A 14,670-nucleotide genomic window follows, 5' to 3' on the forward strand; every position below is an offset into this window, starting at 1 on the left:
GGACAGCACGGACAGCACGGAGGCGCCGGATGAACACCCCGTACGAGTCGTACGTCTACGCCTACCCGCACAAGACGGCGTACCGCCCGCTGACCGACCCCAGACCGCGGCTGGCGGACCTGTGCGCCACCCGGCGGGCCGTGGCGCAGGCCTCCGCCCGCCCCAGCAGCGCCTCGTCGGACGCCGCCAGCGCCGCCAGGTCGGCGGCGGCACCCGCCCGGTGGCGGGCCTGCACCGCCTGCGCCACGGCCAGCAGCGCCAGGAACACCGCACACAGCGCGGCGCACGCGAACACCACCCACACGGTCGCCGAGCCCCGGTCGTCCTGCGCCCGCCGCCCCTCACACCTCCGCCGCTCACACCGTCGCCTCCGCAAGAGCCACCGCCTCCCCCCGCAGCGTCAGCGCGAGCGGCCCCGGCCCGGGAGCGGCGGCGATCACCCGCACCCGGACCAGATCCCCCTCCCGCACCACCGTGACCCGCGCACCCCGCGGCGCCACCGACTCGGCGGCCGCCACCGCCGCGGCCCCCGGCTCGTCCCGGGCAACAGCCCGCGCCCCGGCCCGCGCCGCGTCGACACACTGAACCTGGGCCCCGGCCGCCAGCAGCCCCCAGATCAGCCCAACGGCCACCAGCACCAACGCCGGTATAGCCGCAGCCGTCTCCACCGTCACAAACCCGGCGTCGCACCCGCCCCGGCCGACCTCAGCACCGCCGTCACGTCCGCCCGAGCCAACAGAACCGCAGTCCCGCCCGCCCGGTCCCGCTTCGGAACCGGTCCCGCGCCCGCAGAGTCCCGTGCGGCGAGCGGGGGCGGCGACGCGGCACCAGCCCGCTGCAGAACCGGCGCGGCGTCCCCGCAGCCCAAGCGCCGCAAGCCCACGCGATCCAGCCCCACGACCATCCCCCGCCGCAAGCCCGGCGCGCCGTCCGCGCAGCCCGTCTCCCGCCTCAGAACCGGCCATTGAGCGCCCGCTCCAACACGCCCTGGAGCGCATCGCTCACCGCCCCCGACGACACCACCTCATAGAGCACCGAGGCGAACGCCACCGCCGCGACCGTGCCCACGGCGTACTCGGACGTGGTCATCCCCCGGTCGTCGCCACGCAGTCGACACCACCGAGCCAGAAATGCACGGAACATGATGATCCCCCTTCATATCGTCGAACCCCCGCGCGACATCCGTCAGCCGCGCAGCATCCCCGCCGCCAGCCCCACGACCACCGGGACCACCCCCAGGGCCAGGAACGCCGGCAGGAAGCACAACCCCAGCGGAGCCGTGACCAGGACGGACGCGCGGCGGGCCCGGGCCACCGCGAGGCGTCCGCGTTCCGCGCGGCACTCCGCCGCCAGCCGGGTCACCGCCTCCACCACCGGTATCCCGGTGTGCGCGGACTGCTCCAGGCAGAGGGCGAGCGCGTCCGCCCCCGGCAGCTCCGCGAGCCCCCGCCACGCCGCCCGCGGATCCCCGCCCAGCGCGAGCTCCGCCGCCCCCTGGGCCAGCCGCCCGGCGACGACGCCGTCGAGCGCACCGCCCACCTCCCCGGCCGCCTCACGCGGCCCGGCCCCCGCGGCCAGGCACGCCGCGAGCAGATCCGCGACCAGCGGCAGCTCATCGGCCACCTGCCCACCGCCGGCCGCCTCCCCGGAGAATCCCGGACGCCTCACCCACCGCCATATGCCGTAACCCACGGCGAGTCCCAGGACACCCCCCGCGACCGGCCCGAGCAGGATGGGCCCAGCGGCCACACACACCACCGGCGCCACCACCCCCACCAACAGCCCGCGCCCCCGCCCCAAGGACCGCCCACGCAGACCCGGCCGACGCCCCCGCACCCCGCCGGAGCCCACCAGCCGCCCGGCCCTGCGGCGCACCCTCCGCGCCCGCCAGGCCCCGACCCCCGCATCCAGCACACACAGCACCACCCCAACCCAAGCCAGCACTGTCCACAACCTGTGGACAACCTCTCCACCTACGAAGCCGCCCACGAAGCCACCCACCACCCCGCACATCCACCTCACCGCGCCCCCCGCACAATCCGCCCCGTCCAGGCCATCCCGCCCCACTCCAGCAACCCGCCCAGCACCAGGCACCCCAGCCCCACCGGCGTATGCAGCAGCACCCGCAGCGGCTCCGCCCCGATCGCCCCGCCGATCAGCAGCCCGACCAACGGCAGCCCCGCCAGCAGCCCCGCCGTCGACCGCGGCCCCGCCAGCTCGGCCGCCAGCTCGGCCCGCGACCGCTGCTCCGCCCGCAGCGCCACCGCCACCCGATCGAGCCCCTCGGCCAGCCCGGCCCCGCCCTCGGCCGCCGCCTGCCAGCAAGCCGCCACGCCGCGCAGCCCCTCCGCCCCCGGCGCCCCCGCAGCCCGCCGCAAGGCCCCCGGCACATCCCCGCCGAACCGAGCCGCAGCCGCCACCTCCACGCCCGCGGCCGTCGCCAACAGGGCCTCATTCGGCTGCTTACCGGCCCGCAGCCCACCGACCACAGCCCCGCACAGCGCGATCACGGCCTCCCCCCGCCGCTCCCGCTCACGCGCCCGCCGCCGCACCGCCAACCGCCGCCCCACCAACGGCACAGCACCCGCACCGACCACCAACGGCAGCCAGGAGTCCCCCAGCAACGCCAACAGCACCCCGCCGACCACACACCCCAACTCCGGCCGCCTCCGCACCAAGCGCAGCCCGACCCCCACCGACTCCCGCCACCGCCCCGCCCCCTCGCGGGGCATCAGCATCCGCCGGGCCCGCACCGACGCCGACCGCCCGGCCACCCAAAGCCGCACAGCACCCCCCGCACACCCGGCGGCGCACAACACCAGAACCACCCAAACGCTCACAACCGCCCCCCGCACAGCTCCACCAGCCGCCCCCACCCGGCGCCCCGGACAAACCCCTCCGGCCCCCACACCACCGCCGGCACCGTCGCCACCAGCCCCGAAGCGCCCCGGTCCAGCACATGCACCTCGGCGATCCGCCGCGCCCCACCCCGGTCCCGCACCACATGCAGGAGCACGGACAGAGCGGCCGCCAGCTGACTGTGCAGCGCCCCCCGATCCAGCCCCGCCACCGCACCCAGCGCCTCCAGCCGGGCCGGAACATCACCGGCGGCGTTCGCGTGCACCGTCCCGCACCCGGCGTGCCCCGTGTTCAGCGCGGCCAGCAGGTCCTGCACCTCACTGCCCCGCACCTCACCCACGACCAGCCGGTCCGGACGCATCCGCAGCGCCTGACGCACGAGGTCCTGGAGGGTGACCAGACCGCGCCCCTCCTGATTGGCCGGCCGGGTCTCCAGCCGGACCACGTGGGGATGCGCGGGCCGCAGCTCCGCCGACTCCTCCGCGAGCACGATCCGCTCGTCCACGCGCACCAGGCTGAGCAGCGCGGCCAGCAGCGTCGTCTTCCCCGTCCCCGTCCCGCCCGAGATCAGGAACGACAGCCGGGCCGCGACCAGCGCCCGCAGCAGCCCCTCCCCGCCCGGCGGCACCGTCCCGGCCGCGGTCAGCTCCGCCAGGCTGAACGCCCGCGGCCGGATCACCCGCAGCGACAGACACGCCGACTCCACGGCGACCGGCGGCAGTACGGCGTGCAGCCGGGTGCCGTCCGGCAGCCGGGCGTCCACCCAGGGCCGCGCGTCGTCGAGCCGCCGTCCGGCCACCGCCGCGAGCCGCTGCGCCAGCCGCCGGACCGCCTCGGCGTCGGGGAAGCGCACCGCGGTCCGCTCGACGCCCCGGCCGCGGTCGATCCACACCTCGTCCGGCCCGGTGACCAGCACGTCGGTCACGTCCGGCGCGGCCAGCAGCGGCTCCAGCGGGCCCGTACCGACCATCTCGGAGCGCAGGGCGTCCACCACGCCCAGCACCTCCGTGTGTCCGAGCAGCCGCCCCTCGTCCCGCAGCGCCCGCGCCACCCCGGCCGGGGTCGGCTCACCGCCGCCGCGGGCGAGCCGCAGCCGGACGGCGTCGAGCAGCGTCGTATCGACCGTCACGCCGCCACCCCCGCCGCCCCGGGCAGCGCCCGCTCCCAGAACGCGCCGCAGAAGCGGGCCAGCGGCCCCGACGCACGCGATCCGGGCGGCGCCCCGCTGTCCAGCCGCTCCAGCAGGCCGGGCTCGACGGGCAGTTCACCGGCGAGCGGCAGCCCCAGCAGCCGGGCGACCTCCTCGTCCCCCAGCGCGGGCCGGCTCCGGCCGAAGGCGCCGCGCACCACGACCCGCAGATCGGGCAGCGCCATCCCGGCCACCCCCGCCACCCGGTGCGCGGCCGCCACGGCACGCAGCTCGCCGGGGACGACCAGCAGCCCGAGGTCCAGCTGGGCCAGAGCCTCCGCCGCCGCCTCGTCGATCCGCCGGGGCAGGTCCACGACCACCACCCCGCCCCGCCGCCGCGCGGCGGACAGCACCGACCGCATCGCCTCCGGCGAGACCGCCGCCGGGGCACCCCGGTCCCAGCTCAGCACCCGCAGCCGGTGCAGCTCGGGCAGCGCCTCCGCCAGCGCGCCGCCCCCGATCCGCCCCCGCGACCGGGCGAACGCCGGCCAGCGCAGCCCCTCGGCGCTCTCCCCGCCCAGCAGCACGTCGAGCCCGCCGCCGAGCGGATCGGCGTCGACGAGCATCGTCCGCGTCCCCGCCCGCGCCGCCGTCACGGCGAGCGCGCATGCCAGCGTGGACGCCCCCGCCCCGCCGCAGCCGCCGAGCACCCCGACGGCGAACGCCTGGTCCCCGACCCTCTCCGCCACATCCGCGATCCACTCCACCAGCCGGCTCTCGGCGTCGGGCAGGCACAGGACATGGTCCGCCCCCAGCCGCACGGCACGCTGCCAGACCCCCGCGTCGTCGAGGTCCCGTCCGATCAGCAGCACCGCGTCCCGGCGGGCCCGGCCCGCGAGCGCCGCCGCCCGGTCGTCGCCGACCAGCACCAGCCCCGCCGCGCTCCACTCACCCGGCGACGGATCCGCCGCCACCTCCGGTCTCGCCCCCGCCGCGGCGCACAGCCGCAGCAGATCGTCGAGAAGCTCCACGTCCTCCGTGACGACGAGCACCGCCCCCGGCCCGTACGACATCCCCGTCCCCTTCCACCCCGACGCGGCGCAGTGCCCCGCGACTTTTGCTGCAAACGACACGACTTACCGTGCCGAGTGGGCGGAAAAGTTGTGGATCATGGACGAAATCGGTGGACAACTCAGTGGCTGTGAACAATTTCCTCACCCGAACGGGTGAGAACCATGAACCCCGCACAACGGTTACGCACCGTGATGCGTCTCACTTGCCGAGGAGATGCCCGAGGGGCCACACGGAGGGGAGTGGCCCCGGGTGTCGTGGGCCGGAGAAAAAGTATCCGGACATGCGACGACCCCCGCCGGGGGGGAGAGCGGGGGTCGTCCCCACGGCCGACTCGGGGGGGGAGGAGCCGGACCGGGTTAGCACGGTCGCGAACGATCCGTGACTTCCATGGTGTACCCGAGAGCCTTCTCAGGCAAACCCACACGCCACAGCTTACGCCGAATGGTGGGCCCTTATGCTCGCTCTTGTGGGAAACGAAGCGTTGCCGCGGACAGCCGCCTTCTTCGACCTGGACAAGACGGTCATTGCGAAGTCGAGCACACTGACCTTCAGCAAGTCCTTCTATCAAGGAGGACTGATCAACCGGCGGGCCGTACTGCGCTCCGCCTACTCGCAGTTCATCTATCTTCTCGGCGGCGCGGACCACGAGCAGACGGAGCGGATGCGGGCCTATCTGACGGCCCTGTGCCGGGGCTGGGACGTGGCGCAGGTACGCGAGATCGTCGCCGAGACGCTGCACGAGCTGATCGACCCGATCATCTACGACGAGGCCGCCTCCCTCATCGAGGAGCACCATCTGGCCGGCCGCGACGTGGTCATCGTCAGCACCTCGGGCTCCGAGGTGGTGGAGCCGATCGGCGAGCTGCTCGGCGCGGACCGCAGCATCGCCACCCGGCTGGTCATCGAGGACGGCCGCTACACGGGCGAGATCGAGTACTACGCCTTCGGCCCGGCGAAGGCGGAGGCCATCCGCGAGCTGGCCGAGACCGAGGGGTACGACCTCGAGCGGTGCTACGCCTACAGCGACTCGGTGACCGACGTCCCGATGCTGGAGGCCGTCGGCCATCCCTGCGCGGTCAACCCGGACAAGGGGCTGCGGCGCGAGGCGGCGGCGCGCGACTGGCCGGTGCTGACGTTCAGCCGCCCGGTGCGGCTCAAGCAGCGTGTGCCGCAGTTCGCGATGCCGTCCCGGCCGGTGCTGCTGGCCACGGCGGCGGGCGTCGCGGCGGCCACCGCGGCGGGCATCGTCTGGTACGCGTCCCGCAGACGCGCCCGTACTGCCTGACCGGACGACAACACCCGCCGGCCTGCTCGTATCGCCCGAGCGCCCGATTAGCCCTCATCGCCGGTATTTGCACGTAAAAGTAAAGATCCGGCGCCCCGGCTTCCGCTTGTCGCCCGATCGGAGTACAAAGGATTTACGGCCCGCGAGACCGGGGCATCCGAGAGGATCCTCATCAAGCGGCCCCACGGACCGCATGCATGAACGTCGGGAACCCACGCGACGCCGACCCCTCGATTAGGGGCCAGCCGCACCAGGCACAAGGACCGAAGTGATCCGGCCTGATGGGCATACATCGTGCACGCACTGGTACCCCGGCGGACATGCCAGCGGCGACGCCCCGAACGGGACGTCGCCGCAACCCTGTCCGGGAGTTACGCCGGACAGATCAAGCAGCCCCGCGCTGCAGCGCCTCGCAGACGGCCGTGCTCTCGCGCGCCCCCAGCTCCACCGCCCGCCCGCAGTGCGCGATCCACGCCGCCACCCCGGCCGGCGTCCCGCTCACATAGCCGGCCAGCGCCTCCGCGTACCGGTCGGCGAGCTCCGCGTGCCCCACCTCCGCCGGACAGACGCCCTTCGGGTCCAGCCCGCTGCCCACCAGCACGAGCCGTTCGGCGGCCCGTGCGACGAGCCCGTTGTACGAGGTGAACGGGCGCAGCGCGAGCAGCTCCCCGTGCACCACGGCGGCCTGCACCAGCGCCGGCGCCGACGACCCGGCGACGACCAGCTCCGCGAGGGCGTCCAGCCGCGCGGAGACGTCCCCGGCGGACGGCAGCGGCAGCCCGTCCCCGCCGGCGCCGTCGACCGCCTCACCGGCCCGCCGCGGGCGTCCCACCGAATCGGCGTCCGTCCCGCAGGCGACGACGTGCAGCCGCGCCAGCACCCGCAGCGGCGACTGCCGCCACACCCCGAGCAGCTGCCCGGCCTCCGCGTTCAGCCGCAGCGCGGCGCCCACGGTGCGCGGTTCGCCGGCGTCGCCGAAGTCGGTGCGCCGCCGCACCTCCTCCAGCGCCCAGTCGGCGCCCGACAGCGCGGCGGAGGCGCGCGCCCCGCGCAGGGCCGCCTCGCCGGACACCTCGGTGGACCGCCGGCGCATCACCCGATGGCCGTACACCCGGTCGACGGCGGTGCGTACCGCGTCCACCGCGGCGGTGACACCGGGGAGGCCGGCGAGGGCCGCCAGGGGGTCCGACGGCGGGGCGGAGGGCGTGTGCGGGGAAGGCGTGCTCATGGCGTCGAGCCTACGCAACCCCGCACAACCCGAAGGGGTGGACTTCGGCACACCGATGCGGCACCCACCGTGACCAATGATCTACCGTTAGTGAACATGAAGATCGCTTTCGTAGGGAAGGGCGGCAGCGGCAAGACGACCATCTCGTCGCTGTTCGTCCGCCATCTCGCCGCCCAGGGACGTCCGGTGCTCGCCGTCGACGCCGACATCAACCAGCATCTGGGCACCGCGCTCGGGCTGGAGGAGGACGAGGCAGCCGCGCTTCCCGCGATGGGCGCGCACCTCACGCTGATCAAGGACTATCTGCGCGGGACCAACCCGCGGATCGGCTCCGCCGAGACGATGATCAAGACGACGCCGCCCGGCGAGGGGTCGCGGCTGATCCGCGTCGATGAGGACAACCCGGTCTACGAGGCCTGCGCCCGCCCGCTGGACCTCGACGGCCACCCGGCACGGCTGATGGTCACCGGTCCGTTCACCGAGGCGGACCTGGGGGTGGCCTGCTACCACTCCAAGACGGGCGCCGTGGAGATGTGCCTGAACCACATGGCCGACGGCCGCGACGAGTACGCGGTCGTCGACATGACAGCGGGCAGCGATTCGTTCGCCTCCGGCATGTTCACCCGCTTCGACGTGACCTTCCTCGTCGCCGAGCCGACCCGCAAGGGGGTGGCCGTCTACCGGCAGTACCGGGAGTACGCGCGGGACTACGACATCGCGCTGCACGTCGTCGGCAACAAGGTCGAGGGGGAGGACGACATCGCCTTCCTGCGGGAGGCCGTCGGGGACGATCTGCTGACCGTCGTCGGCCGCTCGGAGTGGGTGCGCGGTACGGAGAAGGGACAGCGGCCGTCCTTTGAACTGCTGGAGGAGCCCGTCCGGCACGCCCTCCACTCGCTGCAGCGGACGGCCGTCGCGGCGTACGGACGGCGGAACTGGGCGCGCTATCAGCAGCAGATGGTGCACTTCCATCTGCGCAACGCCGAGAGCTGGGCGAACGCGCGGACCGGGGTCGATCTGGCGACCCAGATCGACCCCGGTTTCGTGCTGCGCGAGTCGAGCGGGAGCCGTCAGCCGGCCTGAGCCCGCAGCCGCCCCGCGACGACCGCCGATCCCCCGGCGGCCTCGCGGGGCGCCTTGGCTTTCCCGCCCGCGGGTGCCGCCGCCATGTAGTCCTTCCAGCCGTCCACCGGCGCCTGCCCCACGTCGAGCTTGCGCAGCTTCGCCAGCACCGCCGGGTCCTGGGCGTCGAGCCAGTCCGCCAGCTGCCGGAACGACACGCAGCGGACCTCCGCCCGGCGGCACACCGTACGGATGGTCTGCTCGACGGCGCGCATGTACGCGCCGCCGTTCCAGCTCTCGAAATGGTTGCCGACGACGAGCGGAGCGCGGTTGCCGTTGTAGGCGCGTTCGAATCCGGCGAGCAGTCCTTCGCGCATCTGCTTCTCGTACGCGGCGTGCTGCTCGACGGGCGCGGCGGCGGAGCCCGACTGGTTGCTCATGAAGTTGTAGTCCATGCTGATGACTTCGAAGCTGCGGCCGGGGAACGGCACGTTCTGCAGGGACAGATCCCAGATGCCGTGCCGCTTCGACGGCCAGACCTGGCTGTTGACGCCGCTGGAGTCGTAGCGGAAGCCCATGTCCTCGGCCGCCTTCATCAGGTTCTTCTGCCCCTCGAGGCAGGGCGCGCGGCCGCCGGCGAGCTCGCGTTCGTAGTCGAAGGGCAGCGGATCGGCGTCCGTCCAGCCGGTGTTGGTCTTCCACCGTTCGACGAACTGCTTGGCCTGCTGGATCTCGCTCTTCCACTGGTCGACGGTCCAGCCGCCGACGCCCGTCGGGCCGCAGAAGTGGCCGTTGAAGTGGGTGCCGATCTCGCTGCCCTCCTCCCAGGCCAGCCGCATCTGTTCGATGGTCGCGCGGACCTGGTCCTTGTCCAGGAAGCCGATGTCGGAGGAGCCGCGGGGGTGGCCGGGCGGCTCGTACCTCATCCGCTGGGAGCGGGGCAGGACGTACACGCCGCTGACGAAGTACGTCATCGCGGCGTTGCTCTCGCGCGCCACCTCGCGGAAGTGGCTGAACAACTGCTGGCCGTCCTCGCCGGCGCCGTCCCAGGAGAAGACGACGAACTGCGGCGGGCGCTCGCCGGGCGCGAGCTTCGTGACCGGGGGCTGGTTCGGCTGGCGGCCGGTGAACGCCGTCGAGCCGTCGCCGATGAGGCGCATCGGGCGGTTCGCCGCCTTGTCGTCCCCGCTTCCCGCGCCGGTGGAGCAGCCGGTGGCCGACGCCCCCAGCGCCGCCGCCGCGCAGATACCGATCGCCGCTCGCCATGTTCTGTACAAGGTCACTCCCTCTTCCCTGGGCGCCACCACCGACGCGCCATTGACCCGAATGGCTTATTCCGGGGACGCGAATTGACGCGAACCCATGAAAGAGGGATAACCAGTAATTCGGATTATTCTTCTTGATTCACTCGATAGGCGGATCGAATGAGCCAGACGGCCGAAAAGTCTGGGTGAGCTCTTTACCGGGCATTACGATTCATTTACCGAGACTTAAGAGTCACCAGACCGTTACGCACCGTGACTGATCGCCCGTCCGATCACCGGACGGCCCGTCCCCGCCGAGGAGACGCCAGCCATGCCTGCCCGACGCCGTATCCGACTCGCGGATCTGTCCGCCTCGATCACCGTCTTCCTCATCGCCCTCCCCCTGTCCCTGGGCATCGCCCTGGCCACGGGCGCCCCGCTGCAGGCCGGACTGGTGGCCGCCGCCGTGGGCGGACTGGTCGCCGGCCGGTTCGGCGGCGCCCCGCTGCAGGTCAGCGGGCCGGCCGCCGGTCTGACCGTTATCACCGCCGATCTGATCCACCAGTACGGCTGGCCGACCGCCTGCGCCGTGACCGCCGTCGCCGGCGCCGTCCAGCTGCTGCTCGGCCGGCTGCGGGTGGCACGCTCGGCGCTGGCCGTCAGCCCGTCGATCGTGCACGGGATGCTCGCCGGTATCGGCGTCACGATCGCGATCGCACAGCTGCACATCGTGCTCGGCGGCAGCCCGCAGTCCTTCCCCGTCGCCAACGCCCTCGCGCTGCCGGACCAGTTGGCGCGCCTGCATCCCGTCTCGCTGTCGGTGAGCCTGCTCGTCGTCGCCGTCCTGCTGCTGTGGCCGAGGCTGCCCGGGCGGGGCGGGCGGTGGCTGCGTACGGTGCCAGCGGCCCTCGCGGCCGTCGGTCTGGCGACGGGGCTGACGGTGCTCACGGGGCTGTCGCTGCCGCGGGTGGAGCTGCCGTCGTGGAGTACGCACGCGCTGGCGGAGATGCCGCGCGGGCCCGTCCTGGGGCTGACCGCCGCGGTGCTGACGATGACCCTCGTGGCGAGCGTGGAGTCGCTGCTGTCGGCCGTGGCGGTGGACCGGCTGGCCGCCGCCCGGCCCGACGGGAAGGACCTCCCGAAGGCCGATCTGGACAAGGAGCTGCGCGGCCAGGGGCTGGCCAATCTGACGTCCGGTCTGCTCGGCGGGCTGCCCGTCACCGGGGTCGCGGTACGCAGCGCGGCGAACTGCGCGGCGGGGGCCGTGACCCGCGACTCCGCCGTCCTGCACGGGGTGTGGGTGCTGATCGCGGCCGGGCTGCTCACGGGGGTACTCGAGTTCATCCCGCTGGCCGCCCTCGCCGCGCTGGTGATGGTCGTCGGCGTACAGATGGTCAAGCTCAGCCATGTGCGCACCGTCCGCAGGCACCGCGAGCTGGCGGTGTACGCGACGACGCTCGCCGGCGTGGTGCTCCTCGGCGTCCTCGAGGGGGTCGCCGCCGGGATCGCGGTCGCCGTCGCGGTGGCGCTGCACCGGCTGGCGCGGACCCGGGTGACGGTGGAGGAGGGCGAGCGCGGGCATCACGTACGGGTGCGGGGCCAGCTGACGTTCCTCGCCGTACCGCGGCTGACCCGGGCGCTGGCCCAGGTGCCCGCCGGCGCGGCGGCGTCGGTGGAGCTCACCGGGTCGTTCATGGACCACGCGGCGTACGAGGCGCTGCGGGAATGGCGCCGGGCCCATCTGGCGCGCGGCGGTACGGCACGGCTGGCGTCCGGCGCCGGGCTGCCGGTGGTCACCGAGTGCGGTGGGCACCACTGCCGGCCGTGGATCCCCTGGCACAACCACGCGTGCCTGCGGACGGACGGCGACACGGCGGCGCCCACCCTGCTCAGCGGGGTGAGCAACTTCCAGCGCGCCACCGCCCCGCTGGTGCGCGAGGAGCTGGCGCGGCTGGCGCGGGAGGGGCAGCGGCCGGGGCACCTCTTCCTCACCTGCGCGGACTCCCGGCTGGTGACGAGCATGATCACCTCCAGTGGGCCGGGTGATCTGTTCACCGTCCGCAATGTGGGCAACCTGGTGCCGCTGCCCGGCCGGGAGGACTCCGTCGCGGCGGCCATCGAGTACGCCGTCGAGGTGCTGCGCGTCGGTTCGATCACCGTCTGCGGACACTCCGGCTGCGGCGCGATGCAGGCGCTGCTCGCCGCCCCCGCGGGTCCGGCGCGGACCCCGCTGCAGCGGTGGCTGGAGCACGCGGCGCCGAGCCTGGCCCGTACCGGCCCGCTGATCGCGCACCGGCCGCATCTGGACGACGTCGAGGCGCTGAGCCTGGCCAACGTCGTCCAGCAGCTGAACCATCTGCTCGCGCACGCCTGTGTGGCCGCGGCGGTGGCCGCCGGACGGCTGTCCCTGCACGGCATGTACTTCCACGTGGGAGAGGCGCAGGCCTATGTACTGGAGGCGCCGGGCGGACACTTCCGGGCAGTGAGCCCGGACACAGTTTCGAAGGCGGGACCCGGTGAGGGCCCGCAACCGTTGCCCGGGGCGGCACTCTGACGGGTTAAAGGTCTAAACCATTTTATCCACAGGCCCTTGTCAGGGACTCCCGTGGACTGATGAGCTAGGCCCGGGACACAACCGGACACCCCGCATGAGGGAGCAGTCGTGAGTAACGAGAGCCTGGCCAACCTCCTGAAGGAGGAGCGCCGCTTCGCACCGCCGGCAGATCTGGCGGCCGCCGCGAACGTCACCGCGGACGCGTACGCGCAGGCCGCGTCGGACCGGCTCGGCTTCTGGGCCGAGCAGGCCCGCAGGCTGAGCTGGGCGGTCGAGCCGACCGAGACACTCGACTGGTCGACCCCGCCGTTCGCCAAGTGGTTCAAGGACGGCAAGCTGAACGTCGCGTACAACTGCGTCGACCGCCACGTCGAGGCGGGCAACGGCGACCGCGTCGCCATCCACTTCGAGGGCGAGCCCGGCGACAGCCGCTCGATCACCTACGCCGAGCTCCAGCGCGAGGTCGCCCAGGCGGCGAACGCGCTGGTCGAGCTGGGTGTGGAGAAGGGCGACCGGGTCGCCGTCTACATGCCGATGATCCCCGAGACGGTCGTCGCGATGCTCGCCTGCGCCCGTCTGGGCGCCCCCCATTCGGTGGTCTTCGGCGGCTTCTCCGCCGACGCGCTCGCCACCCGGATCGCCGACGCCGACGCCCGCGTCGTCATCACGTCCGACGGCGGCTACCGCCGCGGCAAGCCCTCCGCCCTCAAGCCCGCCGTGGACGAGGCGGCGGACCGCTCGGACCAGGTACGCAAGGTGCTGGTCGTGCGGCGTACGGGCCAGGAGGTCGCGTGGAACGACGAACGCGACGTGTGGTGGCACGACATCGTCGGCCGCCAGGCCGACACCCACACCCCCGAGGCGCACGACGCGGAGCACCCGCTCTTCATCCTCTACACCTCCGGCACCACGGGTAAGCCCAAGGGCATCCTGCACACCACCGGCGGCTATCTCACCCAGGTGGCGTACACCCACCACGCCGTCTTCGACCTCAAGCCGGAGACGGACGTCTTCTGGTGCACGGCGGACGTCGGCTGGGTGACGGGCCACTCGTACATCGTCTACGGCCCGCTGGCCAACGGCGCCACGCAGGTGCTCTACGAGGGCACCCCGGACACCCCGCACCAGGGCCGCTGGTGGGAGACCATCGCCAAGTACGGCGTGACGATCTTCTACACGGCGCCCACCGCGATCCGCGCCTGCATGAAGTGGGGCGACGACATCCCGGCCAAGTTCGACCTGTCGAGCCTGCGGGTGCTGGGCTCGGTCGGCGAGCCGATCAACCCCGAGGCCTGGATGTGGTATCGCAAGCACATCGGTGCCGACGCCGTCCCGATCGTCGACACCTGGTGGCAGACCGAGACCGGCGCGATCATGATCTCCCCGCTCCCGGGTGTCACGGAGACCAAGCCGGGCTCCGCCCAGGTCCCGCTGCCGGGCATCGCGGCGACGGTCGTGGACGACGACGCCAACGAGGTGCCGAACGGCTCGGGCGGCTATCTGGTGCTCACCGAGCCGTGGCCGTCGATGCTGCGCACCATCTGGGGCGACGACGAGCGCTACAAGGACACCTACTGGTCCCGCTTCGAGGGCAAGTACTTCGCCGGTGACGGCGCGAAGAAGGACGAGGACGGCGACATCTGGCTGCTCGGCCGGGTCGACGACGTGATGCTGGTCTCCGGCCACAACATCTCCACCACCGAGGTCGAGTCCGCCCTGGTCTCGCACCCCAAGGTGGCCGAGGCCGCGGTCGTCGGCGCCACCGACCCGCAGACCACGCAGGCGATCGTCGCCTTCGTCATCCTGCGCGGCGGCGCGTCCGAGGACGACGGTCTGGTCGAGGAGCTGCGGGCGCATGTCGCCAAGGCCCTGGGCCCGATCGCCAAGCCCAAGCGGATCATGCCGGTGGCGGAGCTGCCGAAGACCCGCTCGGGCAAGATCATGCGCCGGCTCCTGCGCGACGTCGCGGAGAACCGGACGCTCGGCGACGTGACGACCCTGACCGACTCCGCGGTCATGGACCTCATCCAGGCGAAGCTGCCGGCGGCCGGCTCGGAGGACTGACGGGTCCGTTCCCCGGCCCCGGTAGGGGGCACTCCCGCGCTGCGGGGGTGCCCCCTTTGTCCTTACGGTGGGGTTCCCGACGATCAGTGGGCGCCCTGTAGAGTGCGATGGAATAGCAAGGCAACGGTAAAGGGCGCGCCGGGAAGTCTGGTCGGCACACGTCACACGTGT

At 73.2% G+C, this 14,670-nt stretch carries 12 protein-coding genes and 1 pseudogene; 4 read left to right on the forward strand and 9 right to left on the reverse strand.

The window, feature by feature from the left end:
- Nucleotides 1–172 precede the first annotated feature (172 nt).
- From SRB5_RS37585 to ssd, 7 genes and pseudogenes are all read right to left on the reverse strand, one after another.
- Nucleotides 173–304 (reverse strand): annotated as a pseudogene (locus SRB5_RS37585) (pilus assembly protein TadG-related protein); the annotation flags it as partial.
- Nucleotides 305–356: 52 nt separating this feature from the next.
- Nucleotides 357–674 (reverse strand): TadE family type IV pilus minor pilin, encoded by a 318-nt coding sequence (locus tag SRB5_RS36730; RefSeq protein ID WP_323378458.1) that lies wholly within the window; start codon nt 672–674, stop codon nt 357–359.
- Nucleotides 675–951: 277 nt separating this feature from the next.
- Nucleotides 952–1,143, reverse strand: coding sequence for a DUF4244 domain-containing protein (locus tag SRB5_RS25670; RefSeq protein ID WP_153455803.1), 192 nt, complete (start codon nt 1,141–1,143; stop codon nt 952–954).
- 42 nt (nt 1,144–1,185) lie between these two features.
- Entirely contained in the window at nt 1,186–1,623 is a 438-nt protein-coding gene (locus tag SRB5_RS37590) for a type II secretion system F family protein (RefSeq protein ID WP_323378460.1), read from the reverse strand.
- 395 nt (nt 1,624–2,018) lie between these two features.
- A complete protein-coding gene (locus SRB5_RS25680) occupies nt 2,019–2,786 on the reverse strand; it encodes a type II secretion system F family protein (RefSeq protein WP_323378461.1) in 768 nt (255 codons plus the stop codon).
- A 50-nt stretch (nt 2,787–2,836) separates the two neighbouring features.
- Nucleotides 2,837–3,970: a TadA family conjugal transfer-associated ATPase gene (locus SRB5_RS25685; RefSeq protein WP_153455870.1), complete on the reverse strand. Its 1,134-nt coding sequence runs from the start codon at nt 3,968–3,970 to the stop codon at nt 2,837–2,839.
- 14 nt (nt 3,971–3,984) lie between these two features.
- Nucleotides 3,985–5,061 (reverse strand): septum site-determining protein Ssd, encoded by a 1,077-nt coding sequence (gene ssd, locus SRB5_RS25690; RefSeq protein ID WP_153455805.1) that lies wholly within the window; start codon nt 5,059–5,061, stop codon nt 3,985–3,987.
- Between the two features lie 455 nt (nt 5,062–5,516).
- On the opposite strand from ssd, the gene SRB5_RS25695 reads away from it, so the two are divergent.
- Nucleotides 5,517–6,347, forward strand: a complete 831-nt coding sequence (locus SRB5_RS25695) for an HAD family hydrolase (RefSeq protein WP_153455806.1) — start codon at nt 5,517–5,519, stop codon at nt 6,345–6,347.
- Nucleotides 6,348–6,732: 385 nt separating this feature from the next.
- Here SRB5_RS25695 and SRB5_RS25700 read toward each other — a convergent pair whose 3' ends face one another.
- On the reverse strand, nt 6,733–7,575 hold the full coding sequence (locus SRB5_RS25700; protein ID WP_153455807.1) for a Fic family protein: 843 nt from the start codon (nt 7,573–7,575) through the stop codon (nt 6,733–6,735).
- A gap of 96 nt (nt 7,576–7,671) precedes the next feature.
- Between SRB5_RS25700 and SRB5_RS25705 the strand changes: the two genes are divergently transcribed.
- Nucleotides 7,672–8,658, forward strand: coding sequence for an ATP-binding protein (locus SRB5_RS25705; protein WP_153455808.1), 987 nt, complete (start codon nt 7,672–7,674; stop codon nt 8,656–8,658).
- On the opposite strand, the gene SRB5_RS25710 is transcribed toward SRB5_RS25705, so the two are convergent.
- Nucleotides 8,646–9,914, reverse strand: a complete 1,269-nt coding sequence (locus SRB5_RS25710) for a polysaccharide deacetylase family protein (protein WP_153455872.1) — start codon at nt 9,912–9,914, stop codon at nt 8,646–8,648. The genes SRB5_RS25705 and SRB5_RS25710 overlap by 13 nt on opposite strands.
- Before the next feature lie 298 nt (nt 9,915–10,212).
- Between SRB5_RS25710 and SRB5_RS25715 the strand changes: the two genes are divergently transcribed.
- Together SRB5_RS25715 and acs are read left to right on the forward strand one after the other, a co-directional pair.
- Nucleotides 10,213–12,435 carry a SulP family inorganic anion transporter gene (locus SRB5_RS25715; protein WP_153455809.1) on the forward strand — a complete coding sequence of 741 codons (2,223 nt, stop codon included), beginning with the start codon at nt 10,213–10,215 and terminating at the stop codon, nt 12,433–12,435.
- A 108-nt stretch (nt 12,436–12,543) separates the two neighbouring features.
- Nucleotides 12,544–14,499: an acetate--CoA ligase gene (gene acs / locus SRB5_RS25720; protein WP_323378463.1), complete on the forward strand. Its 1,956-nt coding sequence runs from the start codon at nt 12,544–12,546 to the stop codon at nt 14,497–14,499.
- Nucleotides 14,500–14,670 lie beyond the last annotated feature (171 nt).

It is taken from the genome of Streptomyces smaragdinus, from assembly GCF_009604385.1.
Lineage (GTDB): Bacteria > Actinomycetota > Actinomycetes > Streptomycetales > Streptomycetaceae > Streptomyces > Streptomyces smaragdinus.

Excerpts from the sequence above, each read along its gene's own strand:
- SRB5_RS25670 (WP_153455803.1), bottom strand. The coding sequence starts at position 1,143 with ATGTTCCGTGCATTTCTGGCTCGGTGGTGTCGACTGCGTGGCGACGAC.
- ssd (WP_153455805.1), bottom strand. The coding sequence starts at position 5,061 with ATGTCGTACGGGCCGGGGGCGGTGCTCGTCGTCACGGAGGACGTGGAG.
- SRB5_RS25695 (WP_153455806.1), top strand. The coding sequence starts at position 5,517 with ATGCTCGCTCTTGTGGGAAACGAAGCGTTGCCGCGGACAGCCGCCTTC.
- SRB5_RS25700 (WP_153455807.1), bottom strand. The coding sequence starts at position 7,575 with ATGAGCACGCCTTCCCCGCACACGCCCTCCGCCCCGCCGTCGGACCCC.
- SRB5_RS25705 (WP_153455808.1), top strand. The coding sequence starts at position 7,672 with ATGAAGATCGCTTTCGTAGGGAAGGGCGGCAGCGGCAAGACGACCATC.
- SRB5_RS25715 (WP_153455809.1), top strand. The coding sequence starts at position 10,213 with ATGCCTGCCCGACGCCGTATCCGACTCGCGGATCTGTCCGCCTCGATC.